We start from the raw sequence: 20,958 nt of genomic DNA, 5'->3' as shown, positions 1-20,958 counted from the left end.
AAATTCATGATAGAATTTTGGTATACTGAGCGGTTTTAATACTTTATCTTTGGTACTTTTATGACAAACGATCATCCATTTTGGCAGTTTATTCAAACGATTCCTAATTTCCCAAAAGACGGTATTGATTTTTATGACATCACACCACTGCTATACGGTCATGTGGATGCACTGATTGACGAATTATTAAAGGCTTTGCCTAACGACTTAATGAACAGCGTCGAATGCTTCGCTGCTACAGAAGCTCGTGGTTTTGTGATAGGTAGCTTATTATCAGGGCGCACAGGTAAGTCACTCATACTGATTCGCAAACAAGGCAAACTACCACCACCTTTATTTAGCGAAAGTTACGGGCTAGAATACGGCAATGATACGCTAGAGATTAAGGCAGATTTACCAGCCTCTAAAGTGCTACTGGTTGATGACGTGTTAGCTACTGGCGGCACATTAAAGGCGAGTAAGACTCTGTGCCAAAAAGCAGGTCATGAAGTGCTCGGCGCATTGGTTCTATTGGACTTAACCGCACTTCATGACGACATCGGCATACCTGTTTATCGAGTGACGCACAATTAACCCCTTATCTTATCAGCACACCAAATAAAAACACCCGAGCGATAACTTGGGTGTTTTTATTGGTTAAACGGATGGCTTATTTGATGCGCATGTCACCAGTTTCGATGAAACGTTGATGCCATGATAGCGCTTCTAGCAGTAGGTGTGGCGTGTGGATACCGCCTGCCTTTTTGCTTGCCACTTCAGCGCGATCATAGTAATCACGCAGCATGTCGCGATAGTCAGGATGTGAGCAGTTCTCGATGATTAGCTTCGCACGCTGACGTGGAGACTTACCACGTAGGTCAGCCATGCCTTGTTCGGTCACGATGAACATCACGTCATGCTCAGTGTGGTCATGATGCGATACCATTGGCACGATCGCAGAGATTGCACCGCCCTTAGCAGTAGATGGGCTGACATAGAAGCTAAAGAAACCGTTACGAGTAAAGTCACCCGAACCACCGATGCCATTCATCATACGAGTACCCATGACGTGGGTAGAGTTCACGTTACCATAGATGTCAGCTTCGATCATTGAGTTCATGCCGATCACACCTAAGCGGCGGATAAGCTCTGGGTTATTGCTGATTTCCATTGGACGTAGGATGATTTTGTCTTTTAGGAATTCGATGTTCTCGTTGAAGCGAGCTAACGCATCTGGGCTAAATGACAAAGCGGTCGCCGAAGCGGTTTTCATCTTCTTAGCCAAGATCAGATCAAGCATACCGTCTTGTAGTACTTCTGTATATCCGGTCAAATCTTCAAATGGCGCATCTAGCAGACCTGCCATTACCGCGTTTGCCACGTTACCCACGCCTGATTGAAGTGGTAGTAGGCTCTTAGGTAGACGGCCTGCTTTCACTTCATGATCTAAGAAGTCGATCACTTGAGCAGCGATGCGCTTAGACACATCATCAGGCTCTGCAAATTTAGAGTTGCGGTCGCCTGCATTGGTCAATACAATACCAAGAATCTTATCGGCATCGCACTCCAGTGCTGGCGTACCGATACGGTCAAACGCACCCACGATAGGGATTGGCTTGCGATGAGGTGGTAGACCAACATCGCCATAGATGTCGTGCATGCCTTCTAGGCCTTCGCTTAGTGCAGCGTTGATCTCGATGATAACTTTCTTGGCGTTCTTAACTGCTTCTACGCCGTGACCGATACCCATGGCAAAGATAATTTTGCCATCTTCAGTGATGCCTGCTGCCTCGATGATGGCGATGTCAAATTCGCCATAGAAACCTTGACGCATCTGCTGTTCAACATGCGATAGATGCATGTCTTGATAAACAACGTTACCAGCGTTAATGCCATTACGAAGCGTTGGATCAGATTGGAATGGGGAGCGGAAATGTACTGCGTTCGCTTCGGCCAATACGCCATCGCATTCAGGCGCGGTAGATGCACCTGTCACCATGCCGATGCTGAACTTGTCGCCTTTGGCATGTGCCGCTTTTGCTTTGTTGGCGATGGCAGTTGGTAGCGCCTTAGGGTAGCCCGCCCCTGTGAAGCCTGTGACGGCAAGCATCATACCGTCTTTAACAAATTCAGCCGCTTGACCAGCGCTCATTACTTTCTCACGCAGACCCGCGTGGCGAATACGATCGATTGACATAGTCATTGTCCTCTTGATAATAATTTTCCAATAAAATGGCGATAAATTTACAAATACTGTAAATTATGATGATTTTAGCATTAGATGGCAATAAAATAAATAGCTCGCTACAACATTTGTACCGATTTTCAATCAGAAAAATCAATCATTAATATTGATAACTAATGTATAAATGCATATAAATTATAATCCCGCTTTCAGGCTTGCCACGATAAATTTATCCAAATCGCCATTTAACACCGCCGTTGTATTAGATATCTCAACACCTGTACGCAAGTCCTTAATGCGTGAATCATCAAGCACGTAGGAGCGGATTTGCGATCCCCAGCCAATGTCAGATTTGCTATCTTCTAGGGCTTGCTGTTTTTCCATGCGCTTTTGCATTTCAAGCTCATAAAGCTTGGCACGGAGCATTTTCATGGCGGTGTCTTTGTTGGCGTGCTGTGAACGCTCGTTTTGGCACGCCACAACCACACCTGTAGGCTGGTGCGTGATACGCACGGCAGAGTCGGTGGTGTTAACGTGCTGACCACCCGCCCCGCTTGAACGGTAAGTATCAATACGTAGGTCAGCTGGATTAATATCAATCTCTACATTGTCATCAATCTCAGGAGAGACAAACACCGCTGAGAATGACGTGTGACGACCGTTATTACTGTCAAATGGCGACTTACGCACCAGACGATGAACACCAATCTCAGTGCGAAGCCAGCCAAAGGCATAATCGCCCTTAACCGAGATGGTTGCTGACTTAATGCCTGCCACACCACCATCAGACACCTCCAAAACTTCCGCCTTAAAACCGTGCGACTCACACCAGCGCAGATACATACGTAGCAGCATCTCTGACCAGTCTTGGGCTTCGGTACCGCCAGAGCCTGCTTGGATGTCTAGGTAGCAGTTATTAGCATCCATCTCGCCGCTAAACATACGCTTAAATTCCAAGTCTTCGACTTTTGCATTCGCGTCATCAAGCTCGGCTTGCACATCAGCAAGCAGGCTTTCGTCATCTTCTTCGACCACAAGCTCAAGCATGGCGGCTGCATCTTCTAGTGCAGCATCCAGCCCCTCGATAACACCGATGATGCCATCTAGGACGGATTTTTCTTTGCTGATCTTAGTGGCGAGCTCAGGGTCGTTCCAGATGTCGGGGTTCTCTAGTTCTAGATTGACTTCTTCTAGGCGTTCTTTTTTGCTTTCGAAGTCAAAGATACCTCCGAAGGTCTTGACCGCGCTCGGTCAGGTCTTTAATTTGTTCTTGATATGGGGCGATTTCCATGATGATTACCTTAAGCTTAAAAAATTAATAAATAACAAGAAATTATATCAAATCTTGGCGATTTTGAGAATGTATTTTTAAGGTTTGACCCGCCTGATGTGCTCGATCACCAGCATATCTTCAGCCCTTATAAAATCAACATCGACCGTCTTATATCTCATGCTGCACATCACGCCCATTTCATTTTGGCGATAGGCGGGCCGCGGATCTTGAGCGATAAGGCTTAGAATAATGTCTTTGTCGTCGTTTTGTAGGGTGTTATTTAATATTAACACCTCAAAATCACCCTCCGCCCGCTCACTTATCTTCACATCGCGAACACTTGGCTTGTCAAATCCCATCGCTTCGTGCACGCCGTCCACATACGGCAGATATGGCTTAACATCAAAGATGGGTGTACCATCCGCCATGTCCGCCCCAATGATGTGCAGAATCGCTTGATTATCAACAACCTCCACCCTATCAAGCTGCACCACCGACAGACCGATTTGGCTTGGGCGATACATGCTGCGCGTGGCAAATACGCCAATTTTATCGTTGCCGCCTAGCCTTGGCGGACGCACTTGCGGGCGGAAATTCACCTGCTCTTTATTATGGTGAAACTGCCACAAAATCCAAAGATGGCTATAATTCTCAATGCCCACAAAAGCATCTGGATTATTAAAAGGTGCAACAAAACGAATATGGCTTTTTATGGCGACCAAATTCGGCTGGCGCGGGATGCCAAATTTCTGAGTTAAGGGCGAATGATGATGGCCGATGACGGGGAGAGTATGGTGTGTGTTCATGGTGTTTTTGGGCGGTTTATGATAAAATATAAGTTCCTTATGCCAAAAAGTTAATAACATTCCATGGCAAAAATCGCTATCATAGCACAAATTTTGTGTTAGCCCAATTTTGTGCTAAACTTTATCTTTAAATCAAACTCATTTTCGTTTATACAGTCTGGAAATCCTCATGTCAAAATTCATCAGCGAAACCGTGACTTATGTTCACCACTGGACAGACACCTTATTCACCATCAAAACCACCCGCAGCGACAGTTTGCGTTTTCGCAGCGGCGAATTTGCCATGATCGGCTTAATGGTGGATGGTAAGCCGTTGGTGCGTGCCTACTCCATCGCCAGTCCTGCATGGGCAGAAGAGCTTGAATTTTATTCCATTAAAGTTCAAGATGGTCCTTTGACATCACGCCTACAGCACATCAAAGTTGGCGATGAGCTACTAATCAGCAGAAAACCCACGGGCACTCTAGTATTAGATGATCTACTACCTGGTAAGCACTTATACATGCTCGCCACGGGCACAGGCTTAGCACCATTCTTGTCGTTGGTGCGTGAGCCAGAAGTTTATGAGCGCTTTGAGAAAGTGATCTTGGTGCATGGTGTGCGCCATGTCGAAGATCTTGCTTATCGTGATTTCTTTGAAAATGAGCTGCCAAATGATGAAATCTTTGGCGAATGGGTACGCGAGAAGTTCATCTACTACCCTGCTGTAACGCGTGACGAATTCAAAAACCAAGGTCGTGTGACCGATCTATTAAAATCAGGCAAACTGTTCGAGGACATCGGACTACCACCGATCAACAAAGACGATGATCGCGCGATGCTTTGCGGTAGTATGGCGATGAATGCCGACACCGCTGCTATTCTAGATGATTTTGGTCTAACAGTATCGCCACGCATGGGCGTACCTGCTGACTATGTGCTAGAGCGTGCATTTGTGGGTTAATCCATCGCTTTGCAGTGCCAATTAAAAAGATGCGCCATGTTGAGCGCGTCTTTTTTGCTTTTCATTCACAGCATTGTGATTAGATTTTATTCCAATACTTAAGCACTCACAACCAATCAGGAGTTGGACGGTTGGTGTACGCCAAAACATCCGCCTTGCCACAGCGATAATAGGTACGATAGGCACCAACGGTATCATCGCCTTGATACTCATCGGGCATGACCTGCGGGGGTGCGATAAAAGGCGTGTTGGTGGAGATGGGGCAGTTTAGCAGAATGTGGCGGAGCTTTTGGTCGGTCAGATGAACCTTGCCATAGCGGTGCGTGTACTCATCGCACAGGGCGATAAACAGACGATAAAGCCAGTCATAATGCGACTTTGAGCCACGCACCCACACCGCACATGGGTGGTTTTGGTGCGTGCATTTATACAGCACCGCCTGCTCATCATCGCAAAGGACATTGTCACACAGATGATGAGCAGTACAAAGGAGCTGCGCGTATTCCAATATCATCTTGACCACGTGCTTATTACCATGAAAACTAGCACAGCGTATCGGGTCATGGTCAAGGTAGAAAATATTCAAAATGCTCTATTTGCCGTCAATCACAGCACGGATTTTACTTGCCAGTTCTGCCAGCTCGTCTTGATCTGCCATGACACTCTCGTGCTTGCCAAGCTCGTGGACGTGCGTTGGGATTAGGTGCATGTGATAGTGGAACACGCTTTGCCCTGCTTTGGCGTGGTTAAGTTGCATCTGCACAATGCCGTCCACGCCTAGGGCTTTGCGTTGGGCAGTGATGACTTTTTGGGCGGTTTTGAATACCGCACAGGCATATTCGCACGGCAAATCAGACAGCTCCACCGCTTCACACTTTGGAATGACCAACACATGACCTGTCGCCTGCGGCATGACATCCATAAAGGCAAGGGTATTGTCGTCTTCATAGACCTTATGACAAGGGATTTCGCCACGCAGGATTTTGGCGAAAATATTATTGGTATCGTAGCTCATTTTGTCTCTCCTATAGGGCTGGTTTTAGCATTGTAGCATAATTATTTTAAATTTCGCTTGAGAAATTTTTGAGAACTTTTACCACCAATTCTTTGGTTTTATGATATAGTAAAAACAGATTTTTGAGTATTTATTTATGAACGACACGCCTTCTTTTATCTTGCAAGACATATTAACCACGCCTGATTTTATCTTTCGCACACACAACGTTAAAATTGATAAATTCATCATCCAAAAAAATCTCCCCATGATGTTTTTGGCGCATTATGACAGTCTACCCGATGACATCAAGACACAAAAACCGCTTGATCTGTCTTTATTAAAGATGATGAACGAGAAAGTTACCGCCCAAGAAGCCTGCCGGATTTTAGAATTGCCCGCAGGCACGATCCAAGCCGCCACCCACATAAAAATTAGTGGCACAACCGTCATCGTCTGTGATGACTTCCCATTGGCGCTGCATTTATCATTCACCAATACCGCCAAAGAGTCACAAGCGACCTACCATTTAGACATCGATCAATCGCTAAGCGCTGAAGCTGGCAATTTTGTGTTTGCTGGCAACGTCAATGTTCTGCACAAGAGCACCACCAAGACACTCACCAGTGTAGATTTTAGCGAAGAAGAATACATCATCGAGCCCAGTGATGGCTACACGCGCCTGCCCAATGCGCACGCACTATCTACCACGTACACACTCAATACCCTAAAGGACAACTCCCCTCAAGCCCTGTCATATCTACAACAATCTATCCAATATAAAATCATGTCGCATTATCACGATCAGTTTGGCAGTTAATTTAGTCTTAAGCTATGCATTGGTAAATTAAAATAACCGCCCACAAAAAAGACCTTGCATTTACAAGGTCTTTTTATCAGCTTGCGATTAGCCTTTTAGTACAGCGAAGATCTCATCACGCACGGTGTTAATGTCTTTAGTGCCGTCAAAGTCGTGGTATTCTGGGGCATTTTCGCCTGATTTTGCAACCGATTGGTAGTGATCGATCAAGGCAGCAGTCTGAGCATGGTACACACCTAGGCGATCGCGCACTACTTCTTCTTTGTCATCATCACGCTGAACTAAGTCTTCGCCCGTAACATCATCCTTGCCCTCGACCTTTGGTGGATTGTGAATGATGTGATAAGTACGACCTGATGCCAAGTGCGCACGTCGACCTGACATACGGCTTACGATCTCATCATCAGGAACACTGATCTCAATCACGTGATTAATATCCACGCCAGCTTCTGCCAGAGCTTCTGCCTGAGCGATGGTGCGCGGGAAGCCATCAAAGATACATCCATTAGCACAGTCAGGCTGTGCGATACGCTCTTTAACCAAGTTGATGATTAGTTCATCAGACACCAGCTGACCTGCATCCATGACGCTTTTAGCAAGTTTACCAAGCTCAGTACCCTCTTTGATGGCAGCGCGTAGCATGTCACCAGTTGAAATTTGTGGGATGCCGAACTCTTTTGAAATCAGTTGCGCCTGTGTGCCTTTACCTGCGCCTGGTGGTCCTAATAAGATGATACGAAGCATGCTCTTTCTCCAAATAATTAAAAAACGGCTCACCGCCAATACAATGTTACACTATAAACCACCCATTAAGATTGTTCAAGTGCTTTTTGATAAGTTGTCTATTTTTCGCCTTTAGGCTAGGCAATAGCAAACAGACAATAAAAAAACAGCGTCATTTAACGCTGCTTTTTGGGTTATGGTACGATTTGCGAGATGGTCAGATTAACTGCATTTTGAGTCTTATTAAGCACCACGGGGTTGGCAGCCATGTCGCCTGACTCAAAGACCGCACCACCAGAATGGCTGATGCGCGCATTCACCACCAGCTCGTCGCTTTCTCGCCCTAGTGTTAGCGTGCGGGTTGGCATCATGGCATCCAGATCGCTTAGTGACACGACCGCACGTCCGCCTCGAATGCTACTTACTGGCAAGCGTTTCACCGCATAAGGCGCGCCACCATTAACAGAAGAGATGGATACGAATAACGCATCTGATTCTTTAATCTGTGGCAGCATCTGATCCGATACCGATACCGTCACATTAACGCCTTGGGTTGCTTTGGCTTCTTGGGATTCGATGTTCGCCAATAGCTCATCCAAGCTTGCCAATGCCTCGCTTCTATTACCCGAAGAGGCGGCGATTTTTGAGCGAAGTTTATGTATCCACGCCTTAGCATTGGTAAAATTACCCGCACGCGTCTCGCCCATCGCCATCAGCATCTGCGCGCCTTCATGATCGGGATTCTTACGCAGAATGTCAATCAAGACATTGCGCGCTGTCGTATCAAGCTTGCCATTATTGGCAAAAAAACTAGACTGCGCGTAGGTCATGGCAATCTCAATATTATCAGGGTCTAGGCGGTGCGCACGCGACAAGGCTTCTAATGCCTGCGGTTTCGCCTCTAGCGCCGTAAACAGCTCAAACAGACGCATCCAACGATTGGCATCAAAGGCATTGGCATGAACATTGGTCTGCATGGCGGAAATCAGCGCAGCACTGTCCTTGGTTGCCCACTCTGGTGGCACGTCAATCTTACCCGTCAATAGATCATCAGCCACCTGCCCTACCGAGTCTTTGGCTTCCCACAGCTTATACACAGAAGTGCGATCAGACGTGGTCAAATACGCCAACGCTGCCAACAGCGGAATCCACACCATCACAATCAGACGTGACTTAAAGCCAACAGGCGCATAACTTTGTGATTGGGCTTGTGCTGCCAATAGTTGGCGCTTTAGCTCAGTGGACTGGGCTTCATAATAAACTTCATCAATCGCCCCTACAGCTTTATCGGCATCAAGTTCAGCGATGCGACTATTGAACACCTCGACATTGACTGACATCAGGCGGTTGTCATTAACCACGCGTCCTTTTAACCAAGGGTAGATCACCACAAGCGCAATCAGCACACACAACAGAGCGCACAATGTAAAAAATAACAATAAACTGGGCGTCATGATTTATCCTCTGGCGTTTTGTTGTGTTGATGGTTATTTAGAAGCTTATTAAGCTGCTCTTCTTCGCTTTTACTTAGCTGATTGGGCACGCCTTGAGTAACAGGCGTGCGGCCTTTTTTGGCTTTATAAAGCCAGCCGATGACCAATAAGACAAGCAGAATCGGCGGAAAGAACCATAAAATCCACGTCGATGGGCGCACAGGCGGCTTATAACTAATAAAGTCACCATAGCGTTCAAACATATAATCACGAATCTCGGTATCGCTGCGACCGTCGTTAATCATCTCATAGGTTTTTTGCTTTAAATCTAGAGCGATCGGCGCGTCAGAACCTGCCAAGTTTTGGTTTTGACACTTAGGACATCTAAGCTCTTCGATAAGCGCTCGGTAACGCGTCTCATCTTCGGAGGTCTTAAACTCATACACTTCAATACCTGCCGACGCTTGCATCATCACGCCCATAAATAAAGTCGCCATCATGATTTTTTTCATTTTCAGCCTCCTAGTTACACGCGTTGATTTTAGCATCGTCGGTCAACTTATCATCAGCAAGTGCGATCATGCACGGCTCAATCTGAGCTTTCCAATTCTCTTGATTAATCTCGCCTGTGACGTGCTTGAACACGATGCCACGCCCATCCACAACGAAAGTCTCAGGTGCACCCGTCAATCCCAAATCAAGACCGTAGCTACCATCTAAGTCTTGTATCGAATAGATGAACGGATCTTTGTGCTCATTGAGATAGCCTAACGCATCAGACAGCTCGTCTTTATAATTCATGCCAATCATAGGCACACCTTGAGCGTGCAACTGCATCAAAAAAGGATGCTCTACAAAGCAAGTCGGACACCATGAACCCCAAGCATTCAGCAAAAATGGCGTCTTTGGTAGGTCTGCATTCGTCATCGTGCGCGTGGTATCAGACAATAAAGGCAGGCTAAATTGTGGCAAAGGCTTATTCATCGCGGTAGTGATCTTCACATCCGTCTCTTTACCAAGGCGGAAATAAAACATCACCATTGCCAAAATAAAAATCAAAAGCGGCAAAATAAAAATCCAAGCGCGTTTGTTAGATGCTGCCATGATCGCCTCCTGTGGTCGAGCGAGATTGGATGAGAGATTTATCAAGTTTCTTAATGCGATAACGCCTATCGAACATGGCGATCAGTCCGCCGAGTGCCATTAATATCGCCCCAAGCCATAGCCAGCGCACCATTGGCTTAACATACACACGAACAGCCCAAGTGTCATTGCTGGCATTACCTGCAGCGTCGACAATCGGCTCGCCCAATGCGATGTACAGCTCGTTCAATAAGCTTGGACGGATGCCAACTTCTGTCATCGGCATCATTGATACGACATAATTGCGCTTCTCAGGGTATAACGTGGTGATGAGCTTGTCGGCTTTTTTGACTTGTACGGTTGCTCGTGTGGCATCGTAGTTTGGCCCTTTAACTTCATCAAATTCTTGTAGATAAAAATCATAACCCTGAACATGCACACTATCGCCCACGGTCATGGCGACGTCCTTTTCTAGGCTCATCGCTGATACGCCAGCCACCCCAAGCGCAGTGACCAACACACCGATGTGAGCAAGCTGCATCCCATAGTAGCTTGGTGTAAGCTTTCTTAAGCCTTCACCAAGATTCTTAGCATGACGTATCTTATCCTTGATGTCCACCACCATAAAGGCAAGTACCCACACACAAAGCGCCGCTGTGATATATGCACCATAATCAAAATGCGCATATTCTTCTAGCATGCTCATCATATAGGTCACAACAGCACCAAGCACAAGTGCGCTCACTGCACAGGTCATGACGGTCGTTAATAGTGGACGGCTGTCGTATTTATAGCGTAGGTTTGAGCCAACACCCATAAAGGCAAGCAAAATCCACGTCAATGGTACAAATAAAGCATTAAAATACGGAGGGCCCACCGACACCTGACCCCATTTAAAGACATCTGCCAGCATCGGATAGAGCGTACCTAACAGCACCACAAGCGTCGCCACGAGCAGGATGATGTTATTAATCACCAATACCGTCTCACGAGATTTGAGCTGGTAAGTGCTCTCAACCGTCAATCGCCATCCGCGTAAAGCAAACATCAACAGACCCACACCGATCACCATGCCCAAAATTGCCAGAATCGCAAGACCACGTGTAGGGTCTGCCGCGAAAGAATGCACTGAAGTAATCGCACCCGAACGCACCAAGAAAGTACCTAGAAGCGATAATGCAAACGAGAAAATCGCCAACATCATCGTCCATGCCTTGAACACGCCACGCTTCTCAGTCACTGCCAAGGAGTGCATGAGAGCCGTTACCGCAAGCCAAGGCATAAAGGAAGCATTCTCCACAGGGTCCCAGAACCACCAGCCACCCCAGCCAAGCTCATAATATGCCCACCAAGAACCGATCGCGATGCCCAATGTCAAAAAGCCCCAAGCAGCCACTGTCCATGGGCGAGACCAACGCGTCCATACTGCATCTAGTCGCCCTGCCCACAGCGCCGCCATACAGAAGGCAAATGGCACCGCTAGACCTACATAGCCCATATACAGCATCGGCGGATGGAAAATCAACCCAAGGTCTTGAAGTAGTGGATTTAAATCTGTACCGTCCACAGGAATATTTGGTAATGTACGATCAAATGGATTTGAGGTAAAAATCAGCATAAGCAGCATCATCACCTGCACCATCGCCAATACAGACAGCACGCGAGCACGCATATCCAAAGGTAAGGCACGACTAAACACCGCCACTAGCATACACCAAGTCGCAAGAATAGTCAGCCACAGCAGCAGTGACCCCTCATGACCACCCCAAGTCGCTGATATCTTATAATACCAAGGCAGCAAGCTATTAGAATGACTGGCCACGTACACCAGACTAAAATCATTATAAATAAAACCTGCTACGAGCGCACAAAACGAAATCATCATCGTCAAGAACTGCGCCACCGAGAGGCTTGGCGCAAGGCGCTGCCACTGCACTTGGTTTTTTATGACCCCAACGGTGGGCAAAATTGCTTGCAATAACGCAAGCACCAACGCCAAAATCAGCGCAAAGTAGCCCAATTCTGTGATTAACATAGTACATACCTTCTTTTTGGTATTAATAACAGCGAGCTTGCAAATGCTGGCTTTTTTTCAAAATTAACACAAAAAACAAAGCCATCAGCCAATGAAATCTCATCACCAACAGCCTTGTTATAGTTATTCATAAAATCAAATAAAAACCAAGCCATAGCCCGGTTGCACACCTTTAAATCAAAATGCGCTCTAGAAAAACACTGCCACCAAATGCAGCCATCCTGCCAACAGACCCGTGATCGCGCCCAGTACGACAAGCGTCATCTCGTCTTCTTTAAAGGCAGGTCTTAATAAATTCTGAAATTCTTGGGGTGACAGCGCACGAATACGACTCTCAAACAATCCAAATATCTTGCTTGCCCGCGATGTGTTCAATTCAGGACTGCGAATTGGCACCATGGTCGCATCGATTGATTTATTAATGATTGTATCTTTAAATTCATCAAGCTCACGGCTTGTCATGCCCATTTTTAGGGTTGTGGCAACCACAGGTGATTCTAGCAGATCATACAGGTGCTTTTTCATCAGGGTACGAGTTTCATCTGCCTTGGCGCCATACATCATCTCATGCATGATATTTTCTAGCGTGACCAGCTCATTTACCACAATCTCAGCGAACACACTGGATACTTCATCTTGGCGCTTCATAAAGCCCCCCTGCCAAGAATAACGATGAATGTGCGGCAGCATCAGATGCACACCCTCTTCATCACGGCGGAATATGCGAATAAAGGAAATATAGCGCGGTTCAACAGGATTAAACACCATCCAAATGGCAATCCAATTCGTCAACGCACCCCAGATCGCCGCAAAAAATGGCACTGTCCAATGCTGCGGTACAAAATAAAAAATCCCCATCTGAATAATACCAAACCCAAAACCAATCAAGGCACTGATTTTCCAGATAAAGTTAATTTCTTTTTTGCCCACCCTTAAGAACATATCAACCATCAGCTTGCGATCGCTTTCCATCTTGCGGACGATCATCTGACGCATGTCCACCAGTCTCTCGACATTATAAGTCAAATCCAGCACTAAGGATTTCATCACCGTCGCAAGCTCTTTATGTGCATGCGCATAGATGCGGCGGCGAATCGCATACGGCATGTTATTCCAGATTCCCTGATAGCGCTCTAGCATAATCTCATCAATCAGCTGCTCAAGATTTTTATCAACCGTACTGGTGATAAAATCCGCCATCTCTTCAGGCTCCATCGCCTGAAAAAATTCATCAAGTTTGCCCAGCTTCGACAAAGTCTGATCGACAATCACACCTGAGATTTTGCCAGCCTTAGCCGGTACGATGCCCTGCCAGCCCAAGCCCTTTAAGCCAAAAGGCATGCCATCAATGGGAATACCCCAAAACTTAATCGGGCGAAACAGCATCTCTAGCGCCATCCAAACATGCGCCCAAGTCACGAATGCCGTGACGGGAGGAATGGTTAACATTGCTATAAATTCAGGATGTTCGGCGAGAGCTTGCCAAATGGACGTAAACATATCAGTAAAACCAAATAAAAGCGTTTGGTATTTTATCACAATTTCATCGAACTGTCAGATTTTCCTGATTGATAAATCAGCACATTCTGATAAGATAAACCAACCCACAAGCGTTACAGACTTGTACGGATTTTATATAAAGACTTGCCCATTTTTCCATCATTACAATCGAATAAATGCTATAATAAGCATCATCTTAATCACCATCATATCAAGTATGAATCGTAGCGCAAGAACCCTAAAGAATAACAAATCAAATAAATCCAATACACCCACCAATCAAGTTCGTATCATCGGCGGGCAGTTCAAGCGTCGTAACATCTGCTTTATCGACGCTGACGGTCTTCGCCCTACCCCCGACCGCCTACGCGAGACGATTTTTAATTGGCTCATGGGTGAGCTTCAGGATGCTCGAGTCTTGGATGTTTGCGCAGGTTCGGGCGCACTGGCATTTGAATGCCTGTCTCGTGGCGCGTCTTTTGCGACATTGATTGAGACAAATGCCGCACAGGCTAGCCAATTAAAATATTCAGCCGACACCCTAAAGCTCACCAAGTCCGATGTTCAGATTATCAATAATACCGCCCAAAACGCCCTACCCACCCTTGATTCATCTTACGACATCATATTTATCGATCCGCCGTACGCGCTGAACCTATGGCATGATATTATTAATGCCATCATCACACACAAGTTATATCATGTTGATACACTGTTTTATGTGGAAAGCGATCAGGCACTAGAACCGCTATTAAACAGCTTCGATGTTCATTGGGTAAAATCCGCCAAAGTCGGGCAAGTTTTTGCAGGAATTTTTCAATTAAATACCTTATAATATAAAGCAGATTAACAGTGCATTTCCCCCTTCAAAACTCCAAAAGCAATCACAGCAGTTTTTATCAAAAATACTTGCCAGATTGGATATCATTTGGTATAATCCGAAACTGTTTTTTGAGAGCCCTTCGTTTCCCAACTCTTAAAGCAAGTAAAATTAAGCCTTTTGGCTGATTTTTTATTTGTAAACTCTCAAACTCAACTAAATAGGTTTTATATGACTACTACTATCAGTGCCAAACCCGCTGAAGTTGTACATGACTGGTATGTCGTGGACGCTGAAGGCAAAACGCTAGGTCGTCTAGCTTCTGAGATTGCTTCTCGTCTACGTGGCAAGCACAAGCCATCGTACACTCCACACGTTGATACTGGCGATTATATCGTTGTTATTAACGCTGACAAAATCGCCGTTACTGGCAAAAAAGCAGAAGACAAGAAGTACTATCGTCACACTGGCTACCCAGGCGGTATCAAAGAGACTAACTTCACTAAGCTTCTTGCTCACAAGCCAGAAGACGTATTGCATAAAGCCGTTAAAGGTATGCTACCAAAAGGTCCTTTGGGCTATGCGATGATCAAAAAGCTAAAACTGTATGCGGGTACTGAACACCCACACGCAGCACAGCAGCCACAAGTTTTAGACATCTAAGGAGATAAACATGGAACGCAATTATGGTACAGGTCGCCGTAAGACTTCTACTGCCCGTGTTTTCTTGTCTAAAGGCACTGGCAACATCGTAATCAACGGTAAATCACTAGACGAATACTTTGGTCGTGAGACTTCTCGTATGGTCGTTCGTCAGCCACTAGAACTACTAGACGTAGCTACCAGCTATGACCTATACATCACCGTTACTGGTGGTGGCGCAAGCGGTCAAGCAGGTGCAATCCGTCACGGTATCACTCGTGCGCTTATCGAATCTGATGAAAGCCTAAAACCTGCTCTAAAAGCAGCTGGCTTCGTTACTCGTGATGCTCGTGAAGTTGAACGTAAAAAATTGGGTCTACGCAAAGCACGTCGTCGTCCACAATTCTCAAAACGTTAATTCTTACGATTGCGAATTTACAAAAAACTCTCGTTTTGCGAGAGTTTTTTTATACCTGCTAATCACGATTAAAATAATTTGTCCAAAGGATAAATTCTTAATAAATTAACAATTATCAAGTGGTAATAATTGCTCAAAATATTGATCTAAATTAATAAAAACCGCCAATTTATTTTTTAGTAAAAATAAATTAAATGTTAATTTTTATTAATTTAATACCCTTACCAATTCCCACCGCTCTACTTGGATATTGCAGGGTTTTTACAAAAAACTGCACTTTTTTGTCAATTCATTAAAAATTTTGCGACTTTTTTTCACATTAGCGCAATAGAACAATTTATTTTATGACAAAAATAGCTTAAAATAGTCATGTTTAGTAAACTAGTAAAATAGGCACAGCAAATGTGGATTTGTGATAAAACTGTTTTATCATGTCCACACACCCAGTATGGGATAGATTCCCATTCTTTATTCTGGAGGAAGTTTTAATGAGCCATGCCGAAGGCGTGAATATTAAACGCCGTAGAGTCTTAATCGCGACTACCGCTGCCATCGGTGCAGTTGGTGTGGGCGCGATAGCCACCCCATTTGTGCGTTCTTGGTATCCAAGCGCCAAAGCAGAAGCCGCGGGCGCTGCTGTTATTACCGACATCAGCGGCATCGAAAATGGTCAAATGATCACTGTAAAATATCGTGGCAAACCAATCTTTGTCGTTAAACGCACCGAAGAAATGGTGGCAAACCTTAGCAAAGTTACCCCAAAACTAAGCGATCCTGATTCAGAAGCTTCAATTCAGCCTGAATACTGCAAAAACGAAACTCGCTCAATCCAACCTGAGATATTGGTGGTTGAGGGTGTTTGTACGCATCTTGGCTGTGCACCAACCTTCCGTCCTGAAGTGGGTGCAGCTGACTTAGGTGGTGCTGATTGGTTTGGTGGTTTCTTCTGTCCTTGCCACGGTTCTTTGTATGACCTATCTGGACGTGTTTATAGTGGCGTACCTGCCCCTACCAACCTACCTATTCCAGAATACAGCATTGATGGCAGCATCTTGACCGTTGGGGAGGCGTAATCATGAGTATCGCTAAGAAATTTATGGGCTGGGTAGATGCACGTTACCCTGCGACCGAAACTTACGAATACCACATGTCAAAGTACTACGCACCAAAAAACTTTAACTTTTGGTACTTCTTTGGCGTGTTGTCAATGGTTGTGTTGGTTAACCAGTTAGTTACTGGTATCTGGCTAACCATGATGTTCAACCCTAGCGCTGAAGGTGCATTCGCCTCGCTTGAATACATCATGCGTGATGTTAAAGGCGGCTGGTTAATCCGCTACATGCACTCAACTGGTGCTTCAGCGTTCTTCATTGTTGTCTATCTGCACATGTTCCGTGGTCTGCTATATGGTTCATATCAAAAACCGCGTGAGTTGGTATGGCTGATCGGTATGGCGATCTACCTATGCTTGATGGCTGAAGGCTTCTTTGGTTACTTGCTACCTTGGGGTAACATGTCATTTTGGGGTGCTCAGGTTATTCTTAACCTACCTGCTGCCATTCCTGTGATTGGTGACGGTCTTGCTGAATGGGTTAAAGGTGACTACCTAATCTCCGGCATCACACTAAACCGCTTCTTCGCTCTACACGTTGTTGCAATTCCATTGATCCTAGTAGGTTTGGTATTCATGCACTTGGTTGCACTGCACCACGTTGGTTCTAACAACCCAGACGGTATCGACATCAAGAAACTAAAAGATAAAAATGGCGTGCCTCTAGACGGAGTACCTTTCCACCCTTACTACACTGTGCATGACATGGTTGGTATCGTGGTATTCTTCATCTGCTTCTTTGCAGTGGTATTCTTCGCACCTGAAGGTGGTGGTTACTTTCTAGAGAAACCAAACTTTGAAGTTGCGAACGCTCTTAAGACGCCTGAGCACATCGCACCTGTATGGTACTACATGCCATTCTATGCAATCTTGCGTGCCGTTCCTAGTAAGCTAGGTGGTGTTATCGCAATGGGTGCAGCGATTGCCGTGTTGTTCGTATTGCCTTGGCTTGACCGCTCACCAGTACGCTCGATTCGCTATAAAGGCATTCTATCGAAAATCGCCCTAGCAATCTTCGTGGTAAGTTTCCTAATTCTAGGCTACCTAGGTGGTACAGCATCTACCCCAACTTCTACCATCGTTGGTCGTATTTGCACCATTCTATACTTCTTGTATTTCCTTCTGATGCCGTTCTACACGTCTATCGAAAAATGCAAACAACCACCAGAACGTGTTACGGGAGGTCACTAATGAAAGCATTTAACCTAAAAACACTAGGCGCAGGTCTACTGCTGGCGGGCGCTTCTTTGGTGGCAAGCCCTAGCGCAATGGCTGCAGGTGGTCACGGCTGCGGTACATATACTGAAGCTGATGGTACAAGCACCACTCTAGAATGTAGCAAAGCTCCGATCGATCTTACAAACAAAGGTTCACTACAACGTGGTGCTGCCATGTTCATGAACTACTGCGTGGGCTGTCACTCAGCCCAGTACGTACGTCACTCTCGTATCGCACAGGATTTGGACGTGCCGCCAGAGCTTGTTGAGAAGTATTTGATGGTAACATCAGATCAGATCGGTGATCACGTTACTGCGAACATCGATCCTGAACTACAAGGTGCTTGGTTCGGTGCCGCACCTCCAGACCTATCTTTAGAGACTCGTCTGCGTGGTGATGATTGGGTATATACTTACTTACTATCATTCTACGAAGATCCAAGCCGCCCTTGGGGTGCGAACAACCTAGTACTTGCTAATGCAGCAATGCCACACGTTCTTCATAACCTACAGCAAGAGCTTGGTGAAGAAGAATATAAAGCACGTGTTGGTGACCTTGTGAACTTCATGGCATGGATGGCAGAGCCTGTCCGTCATGATCGTAAAATCTATGGCGCGTTTGTGATTTTGTTTTTGCTTGTCCTACTGATTCCAGTATATCTACTCAACAAAGAATTCTGGAAAGATATAAAATAATCCCAAGTGACTATAAAGCCAGTGTGAATACACTGGCTTTATTTTGTTATTTTAAGACAATCACCACCCTTTTAGTCATAAAAAAAGATATTTTCAACGGGCATTTAGGCGCATCTAAGATTGATGCCATTCTTGCAAAATGCAGCCAGAAAAAAAACAGACTTTTCTCTTGATTTTTTAAGAAAAAAATCAATTTTTTTGATTTTATGACAATATCTATATTAACATATGGTTTCATTATTTTACAAATATTAAGGATTTTGTTATGAACAAAAGTTATCGTGTGATTTTTAACCACGCTACAGGCACTTACCAATGCGTATCAGAGTTTGCCAAAGCAAAAGGCAAAACTAAGTCGATTAAGGTGTTGGCGTTGGCAAGTTCGCTTGTTGTGAGTGGGATTAGCTTTGGGGCAAATATTGAATTCACAGATGGGCGAACGCACACCATTGAGGGCAACAGAGCTTTTGATGGCGAGGTGCTTATCAACAACCCCAATACTAAAGCAACCATTAAAGGGCAGTTAGTATTTGGTAACGGTGATGATACTAATGCCACCATATCAAATCAAGCTGTTGTTGAAAGCAATAATGACATTGCGATTTCTGCTGGACAAGACGCAACGGTTGTTGTTGATAATGCTAGCCTAGCAAATAAAAGCGGCATTTTAGCCTTGGGATTGACGCCATCTAATACTGCCAAACTGATTGGTGGAAATGGTGCAAAAATTACCGCTTCTGGCATTGTGAGTATTGCTAATATAGATAATAGTACTGCTACGGTTGAACTTACAGGGCAAGATACATTGCTGTCAGGTACAATCATCAATGTTGGCGAGCAAGCAGGTGCAAAAGGCACACTAACGCTTAGCGATAAAGCAAATATTAAGGCTGATCAGTTGTTGATTGGTCGTGGCAACAAAGCCACGGGCACACTTAATGCCAATCATGCTAGTATCGATGCTGATTCCATGGCTGTAGGTGTTTATGGTGATGGTGTTGCTAAACTGACTAGCAGCACTCTTAATCTTAGCGACAGTTACATTTTAGCGGACAGTGAAGGCTCGACTGCTGATGTTGTGAGTGTGAATAGTGCGATATTGGCACAATCTGCCGTCATTGCCACAACGGGTAATGCAAACTTAAACAGCAGCAATGACACTTATCGCATTCAAAAGAGCTTAATTGTTGGACAAATGGCAGACTCAAAAGGAAATGTTAGTTTTGAAAATAACAATATGAGCGTTAAGGACATGAATTTAGGAATTTTTGATGGCTCGCAAGCCGATGTGGTCATCAAGGGAGGTGATTCCAATTTCCAAATTGATAATGAATTAATCATTGCCAATGGTGGCACAGGTTCGCTAACTTTGGATAAAACATCACTTCATCATGTTGGGAACGTTAGAGCAGGTGCGGTTTATGTTGGTGGTGGTAGCGATGGCGGTACAGCTGGGACACAGGGCGGCACAGGCACACTCAACCTAAAAGACAGCACGCTTGTTACCAAAGAAGTTATTGTTGGCAACACAGGCAGCGGCACACTTCGCCTCGAAGCAGAAAATACCGATGACTATCTGACAGGGCTGTATACCAACCAAATCAGCCGCAATGCCGGCTCTAGGCTGTCTGAGATTTATATCAATGGGGCAGAGATTGGTATTACCACCGATCAGCCCAACCTATTTGCCAATTTTACCAAAGACAATAAAATTGAGCTTGGCAATAAGGGTGTTTATTTTGAAACAGCAAATGTACAGTCGGGTACAAATGTCGCTATTAATCCCAATGCGGTTTTGACAGGTCATGTTGGTGCCATTAATATAAACAACCCCGATGATTCAGCTGGTTTTTGGAAGTCGGGTGCGGGCACGCTTGAAATCAATGAAGATTCTAAAAAGTTCACAGGGGACATTGCTGTTACACAAGGTGTACTAAAAATCAATGGCAATTACACCATGAATGGTGAAAATTTTGTTATTGGCATTTTAGATTGGAATAAAAATGGCGTACTAGATACCACAAACGAATATGGCAAACTTGTCGTAACAGGCACTGCCGACATCAGCAAAGGCAATCTAAAAGTGTATGCCGAAGAGCTTATCACAGACGCTCCCAAAGACAGCGTCTGGCGTGATGTGGTATCAGCAGGTACGCTAAACGGTCAATTTGCCAGCCTAGATGACAACAGTCCACTTGTGGATTTTGAAGCGGACTACTCTGATGCTAATAAAGTGCATCTAAAATTAAAGGCACAAGACACCAAACCTGAGCCGCAACC

The 20,958-nt window shown here is 45.2% G+C and carries 21 protein-coding genes; 10 read left to right on the top strand and 11 right to left on the bottom strand.

What is annotated here, in order from left to right; all coding sequences use genetic code 11:
* Positions 1-60 precede the first annotated feature (60 nt).
* Positions 61-573: an adenine phosphoribosyltransferase gene (locus MBO_RS00550; protein ID WP_036361980.1), complete on the top strand. Its 513-nt coding sequence runs from the start codon at positions 61-63 to the stop codon at positions 571-573.
* 76 nt (positions 574-649) lie between these two features.
* On the opposite strand, the gene MBO_RS00545 is transcribed toward MBO_RS00550, so the two are convergent.
* The 3 genes from MBO_RS00545 to tsaA form a co-directional block, all read right to left on the bottom strand.
* Positions 650-2,176 (bottom strand): acetyl-CoA hydrolase/transferase family protein, encoded by a 1,527-nt coding sequence (locus MBO_RS00545; protein ID WP_080702121.1) that lies wholly within the window; start codon positions 2,174-2,176, stop codon positions 650-652.
* A gap of 183 nt (positions 2,177-2,359) precedes the next feature.
* Positions 2,360-3,455, bottom strand: a protein-coding gene (gene prfB, locus MBO_RS00540; protein WP_118873333.1) for a peptide chain release factor 2 whose coding sequence is annotated in 2 segments (ribosomal slippage) — positions 2,360-3,382 and positions 3,384-3,455 — 1,095 coding nt in all. Because the reading frame shifts where the segments join, the coding sequence is not laid out codon by codon here.
* 77 nt (positions 3,456-3,532) lie between these two features.
* Positions 3,533-4,243 (bottom strand): tRNA (N6-threonylcarbamoyladenosine(37)-N6)-methyltransferase TrmO, encoded by a 711-nt coding sequence (gene tsaA, locus MBO_RS00535; protein WP_036361971.1) that lies wholly within the window; start codon positions 4,241-4,243, stop codon positions 3,533-3,535.
* 169 nt (positions 4,244-4,412) lie between these two features.
* Here tsaA and MBO_RS00530 point away from each other — a divergent pair, with 169 nt between their 5' ends.
* Complete coding sequence (locus MBO_RS00530; RefSeq protein WP_036361967.1) at positions 4,413-5,186, top strand: ferredoxin--NADP reductase; 774 nt, start codon at positions 4,413-4,415, stop codon at positions 5,184-5,186.
* Between the two features lie 106 nt (positions 5,187-5,292).
* On the opposite strand, the gene MBO_RS00525 is transcribed toward MBO_RS00530, so the two are convergent.
* Both MBO_RS00525 and MBO_RS00520 read right to left on the bottom strand, forming a co-directional pair.
* Positions 5,293-5,772: a pyrimidine dimer DNA glycosylase/endonuclease V gene (locus MBO_RS00525; RefSeq protein WP_036361964.1), complete on the bottom strand. Its 480-nt coding sequence runs from the start codon at positions 5,770-5,772 to the stop codon at positions 5,293-5,295.
* 6 nt (positions 5,773-5,778) lie between these two features.
* Complete coding sequence (locus tag MBO_RS00520) at positions 5,779-6,201, bottom strand: HIT family protein (protein WP_036361962.1); 423 nt, start codon at positions 6,199-6,201, stop codon at positions 5,779-5,781.
* A 136-nt stretch (positions 6,202-6,337) separates the two neighbouring features.
* On the opposite strand from MBO_RS00520, the gene MBO_RS00515 reads away from it, so the two are divergent.
* Positions 6,338-7,000, top strand: coding sequence for a hypothetical protein (locus MBO_RS00515; protein WP_052585192.1), 663 nt, complete (start codon positions 6,338-6,340; stop codon positions 6,998-7,000).
* Positions 7,001-7,087: 87 nt separating this feature from the next.
* On the opposite strand, the gene adk is transcribed toward MBO_RS00515, so the two are convergent.
* The 6 genes from adk to MBO_RS00485 all read right to left on the bottom strand — a co-directional run bounded on the left by adk (position 7,088) and on the right by MBO_RS00485 (position 13,774).
* Positions 7,088-7,744, bottom strand: a complete 657-nt coding sequence (adk, locus tag MBO_RS00510; protein ID WP_036361959.1) for an adenylate kinase — start codon at positions 7,742-7,744, stop codon at positions 7,088-7,090.
* Between the two features lie 173 nt (positions 7,745-7,917).
* Positions 7,918-9,177: a c-type cytochrome biogenesis protein CcmI gene (gene ccmI / locus MBO_RS00505; RefSeq protein ID WP_036361956.1), complete on the bottom strand. Its 1,260-nt coding sequence runs from the start codon at positions 9,175-9,177 to the stop codon at positions 7,918-7,920.
* Entirely contained in the window at positions 9,174-9,668 is a 495-nt protein-coding gene (locus MBO_RS00500; RefSeq protein WP_406812846.1) for a cytochrome c-type biogenesis protein, read from the bottom strand. Before MBO_RS00500 ends, ccmI begins: the two co-directional genes overlap by 4 nt.
* A gap of 10 nt (positions 9,669-9,678) precedes the next feature.
* Entirely contained in the window at positions 9,679-10,260 is a 582-nt protein-coding gene (locus MBO_RS00495) for a DsbE family thiol:disulfide interchange protein (RefSeq protein WP_036361953.1), read from the bottom strand.
* The gene (locus tag MBO_RS00490; protein WP_046697989.1) at positions 10,247-12,274 is read right to left on the bottom strand and encodes a heme lyase CcmF/NrfE family subunit; all 2,028 of its coding nucleotides are present in this window, start codon (positions 12,272-12,274) and stop codon (positions 10,247-10,249) included. Before MBO_RS00490 ends, MBO_RS00495 begins: the two co-directional genes overlap by 14 nt.
* Before the next feature lie 189 nt (positions 12,275-12,463).
* A complete protein-coding gene (locus MBO_RS00485; protein ID WP_036361950.1) occupies positions 12,464-13,774 on the bottom strand; it encodes a membrane protein in 1,311 nt (436 codons plus the stop codon).
* A 217-nt stretch (positions 13,775-13,991) separates the two neighbouring features.
* On the opposite strand from MBO_RS00485, the gene rsmD reads away from it, so the two are divergent.
* The 7 genes from rsmD to MBO_RS00450 all read left to right on the top strand — a co-directional run.
* The gene (rsmD, locus tag MBO_RS00480) at positions 13,992-14,609 is read left to right on the top strand and encodes a 16S rRNA (guanine(966)-N(2))-methyltransferase RsmD (RefSeq protein ID WP_046696829.1); all 618 of its coding nucleotides are present in this window, start codon (positions 13,992-13,994) and stop codon (positions 14,607-14,609) included.
* A 216-nt stretch (positions 14,610-14,825) separates the two neighbouring features.
* Entirely contained in the window at positions 14,826-15,257 is a 432-nt protein-coding gene (gene rplM, locus MBO_RS00475) for a 50S ribosomal protein L13 (RefSeq protein ID WP_036361947.1), read from the top strand.
* A gap of 10 nt (positions 15,258-15,267) precedes the next feature.
* Positions 15,268-15,654, top strand: a complete 387-nt coding sequence (gene rpsI, locus MBO_RS00470) for a 30S ribosomal protein S9 (RefSeq protein WP_036361945.1) — start codon at positions 15,268-15,270, stop codon at positions 15,652-15,654.
* Positions 15,655-16,142: 488 nt separating this feature from the next.
* Positions 16,143-16,727 (top strand): ubiquinol-cytochrome c reductase iron-sulfur subunit, encoded by a 585-nt coding sequence (gene petA / locus MBO_RS00465; RefSeq protein WP_036361942.1) that lies wholly within the window; start codon positions 16,143-16,145, stop codon positions 16,725-16,727.
* A gap of 23 nt (positions 16,728-16,750) precedes the next feature.
* Entirely contained in the window at positions 16,751-17,956 is a 1,206-nt protein-coding gene (locus MBO_RS00460) for a cytochrome b (protein WP_173944188.1), read from the top strand.
* Positions 17,956-18,678: a cytochrome c1 gene (locus MBO_RS00455; RefSeq protein ID WP_036361935.1), complete on the top strand. Its 723-nt coding sequence runs from the start codon at positions 17,956-17,958 to the stop codon at positions 18,676-18,678. The genes MBO_RS00460 and MBO_RS00455 overlap by 1 nt, the downstream gene beginning before the upstream one ends.
* 265 nt (positions 18,679-18,943) lie before the next feature.
* Positions 18,944-20,958: ESPR domain-containing protein (locus MBO_RS00450; RefSeq protein ID WP_036361929.1), on the top strand; the 2,015-nt coding region annotated here is incomplete at its 3' end.

This window comes from Moraxella bovoculi 237, assembly GCF_000696305.2.
In the GTDB taxonomy this organism is placed as follows: Bacteria; Pseudomonadota; Gammaproteobacteria; order Pseudomonadales; family Moraxellaceae; genus Moraxella; species Moraxella bovoculi.
The sequence above is the reverse complement of the archived record's forward strand: the minus strand, read 5'-3'. Positions and strand labels throughout refer to the sequence as shown.

Bases quoted from the DNA above. Each gene is read 5' to 3' on its own strand.
- adk (WP_036361959.1), bottom strand. From the start codon at position 7,744: ATGCTTCGTATCATCTTATTAGGACCACCAGGCGCAGGTAAAGGCACA.
- MBO_RS00500 (WP_406812846.1), bottom strand. From the start codon at position 9,668: ATGAAAAAAATCATGATGGCGACTTTATTTATGGGCGTGATGATGCAA.
- rpsI (WP_036361945.1), top strand. From the start codon at position 15,268: ATGGAACGCAATTATGGTACAGGTCGCCGTAAGACTTCTACTGCCCGT.
- MBO_RS00460 (WP_173944188.1), top strand. From the start codon at position 16,751: ATGGGCTGGGTAGATGCACGTTACCCTGCGACCGAAACTTACGAATAC.
- petA (WP_036361942.1), top strand. From the start codon at position 16,143: ATGAGCCATGCCGAAGGCGTGAATATTAAACGCCGTAGAGTCTTAATC.
- tsaA (WP_036361971.1), bottom strand. From the start codon at position 4,243: ATGAACACACACCATACTCTCCCCGTCATCGGCCATCATCATTCGCCC.
- MBO_RS00490 (WP_046697989.1), bottom strand. From the start codon at position 12,274: ATGTTAATCACAGAATTGGGCTACTTTGCGCTGATTTTGGCGTTGGTG.
- MBO_RS00550 (WP_036361980.1), top strand. From the start codon at position 61: ATGACAAACGATCATCCATTTTGGCAGTTTATTCAAACGATTCCTAAT.
- MBO_RS00545 (WP_080702121.1), bottom strand. From the start codon at position 2,176: ATGTCAATCGATCGTATTCGCCACGCGGGTCTGCGTGAGAAAGTAATG.
- MBO_RS00515 (WP_052585192.1), top strand. From the start codon at position 6,338: ATGAACGACACGCCTTCTTTTATCTTGCAAGACATATTAACCACGCCT.
- rplM (WP_036361947.1), top strand. From the start codon at position 14,826: ATGACTACTACTATCAGTGCCAAACCCGCTGAAGTTGTACATGACTGG.
- rsmD (WP_046696829.1), top strand. From the start codon at position 13,992: ATGAATCGTAGCGCAAGAACCCTAAAGAATAACAAATCAAATAAATCC.
- MBO_RS00520 (WP_036361962.1), bottom strand. From the start codon at position 6,201: ATGAGCTACGATACCAATAATATTTTCGCCAAAATCCTGCGTGGCGAA.
- MBO_RS00455 (WP_036361935.1), top strand. From the start codon at position 17,956: ATGAAAGCATTTAACCTAAAAACACTAGGCGCAGGTCTACTGCTGGCG.
- ccmI (WP_036361956.1), bottom strand. From the start codon at position 9,177: ATGACGCCCAGTTTATTGTTATTTTTTACATTGTGCGCTCTGTTGTGT.
- MBO_RS00485 (WP_036361950.1), bottom strand. From the start codon at position 13,774: ATGTTTACGTCCATTTGGCAAGCTCTCGCCGAACATCCTGAATTTATA.
- MBO_RS00530 (WP_036361967.1), top strand. From the start codon at position 4,413: ATGTCAAAATTCATCAGCGAAACCGTGACTTATGTTCACCACTGGACA.
- MBO_RS00495 (WP_036361953.1), bottom strand. From the start codon at position 10,260: ATGGCAGCATCTAACAAACGCGCTTGGATTTTTATTTTGCCGCTTTTG.